General features: G+C 57.8%; 1 rRNA gene (running past one end of the window). It reads left to right on the top strand.

Going from position 1 to position 2,109, the window contains the following annotated elements:
- Positions 1-99 precede the first annotated feature (99 nt).
- Positions 100-2,109: ribosomal RNA gene (locus NLX86_RS01940) — 23S ribosomal RNA — on the top strand; it runs 1,294 nt beyond the window's last position.

Below are 2,109 nucleotides of genomic sequence, written 5' to 3'. Positions count from 1 at the left end.
GCCCTTCGCGATGCCGGCCCCAGTGAACTCGCTCTGTGGAGCGGGGTGATGGGTGGCTGGTCGTTGCTTGAGAACTGCACAGTGGACGCGAGCATCTGTGGCCAAGTTTTTAAGGGCGCACGGTGGATGCCTTGGCACCAGGAACCGATGAAGGACGTGGGAGGCCGCGATAGGCCCCGGGGAGCTGTCAACCGAGCTTTGATCCGGGGGTGTCCGAATGGGGAAACCCGGCAGTCGTCATGGGCTGTCACCCGCTGCTGAACACATAGGCAGTGTGGAGGGAACGAGGGGAAGTGAAACATCTCAGTACCCTCAGGAAGAGAAAACAACCGTGATTCCGGGAGTAGTGGCGAGCGAAACCGGATGAGGCCAAACCGTATGCGTGTGATACCCGGCAGGGGTTGCGCATGCGGGGTTGTGGGAGTGTGCTTGATCGGTCTGCCGGCCGGTCGGAGAGTCAGAAACCGTTGATGTAGTCGAAGGACATGCGAAAGGTCCGGCGTAGAGGGTAAGACCCCCGTAGACGAAACATCAGCGGCTCTCTTGCAGATTTCCCAAGTAGCACGGGGCCCGAGAAATCCCGTGTGAATCTGGCGGGACCACCCGCTAAGCCTAAATATTCCCTGGTGACCGATAGCGGATAGTACCGTGAGGGAATGGTGAAAAGTACCGCGGGAGCGGAGTGAAATAGTACCTGAAACCGTGTGCCTACAAGCCGTGGGAGCGTCGCTGTATGTGCTTGCACATGCAGTCGTGACTGCGTGCCTTTTGAAGAATGAGCCTGCGAGTTAGCGGTGTGTAGCGAGGTTAACCCGTGTGGGGAAGCCGTAGCGAAAGCGAGTCCGAACAGGGCGTTTGAGTTGCACGCTCTAGACCCGAAGCGGAGTGATCTAGCCATGGGCAGGTTGAAGCGGAGGTAAGACTTCGTGGAGGACCGAACCCACCAGGGTTGAAAACCTGGGGGATGACCTGTGGTTAGGGGTGAAAGGCCAATCAAACTCCGTGATAGCTGGTTCTCCCCGAAATGCATTTAGGTGCAGCGTCGTGTGTTTCTTGCCGGAGGTAGAGCACTGGATAGGCGATGGGCCCTACCGGGTTACTGACCTTAGCCAAACTCCGAATGCCGGTAAGTGAGAGCGCGGCAGTGAGACTGTGGGGGATAAGCTCCATGGTCGAGAGGGAAACAGCCCAGAGCATCGACTAAGGCCCCTAAGCGTACGCTAAGTGGGAAAGGATGTGGAGTCGCAGAGACAACCAGGAGGTTGGCTTAGAAGCAGCCACCCTTGAAAGAGTGCGTAATAGCTCACTGGTCAAGTGATTCCGCGCCGACAATGTAGCGGGGCTCAAGCGTACCGCCGAAGTCGTGTCATTGCAGTACATACCCCCAACGGGGACTGTGATGGGTAGGGGAGCGTCGTGTGCCGGGTGAAGCAGCCGCGGAAGCGAGTTGTGGACGGTTCACGAGTGAGAATGCAGGCATGAGTAGCGATACACACGTGAGAAACGTGTGCGCCGATTGACTAAGGGTTCCTGGGTCAAGCTGATCTGCCCAGGGTAAGTCGGGACCTAAGGCGAGGCCGACAGGCGTAGTCGATGGACAACCGGTTGATATTCCGGTACCCGCTTTGAAACGCCCAATACTGAGCCCATTAATGCTAAGGCCGTAAAGCCGCCCTGGAGCCTTCGGGCAAAGGGGAGTGGTGGAGCCGCCGACCCAAGATGGTAGTAGGTAAGCGATGGGGTGACGCAGGAAGGTAGTCCAACCCGGGCGGTGGTAGTTCCCGGGGTAAGGGTGTAGCCCGAGAGACAGGCAAATCCGTCTCTCATACGAGGGTGAGACCTGATGCCGAGCCGATTGTGGTGAAGTGGATGATCCTATGCTGTCGAGAAAAGCCTCTAGCGAGTTTCATGGCGGCCCGTACCCTAAACCGACTCAGGTGGTCAGGTAGAGAATACCGAGGCGTTCGGGTGAACTATGGTTAAGGAACTCGGCAAAATGCCCCCGTAACTTCGGGAGAAGGGGGGCCATCACCGGTGAGAGGACTTGCTCCTTGAGCTGGGGGTGGCCGCAGAGACCAGCGAGAAGCGACTGTTTACTAAAAACACAGG

This window comes from Streptomyces sp. A3M-1-3 (assembly GCF_024213665.1).
In the GTDB taxonomy this organism is placed as follows: domain Bacteria; phylum Actinomycetota; class Actinomycetes; order Streptomycetales; family Streptomycetaceae; genus Streptomyces.
The sequence above is the reverse complement of the archived record's forward strand: the minus strand, read 5'-3'. Positions and strand labels throughout refer to the sequence as shown.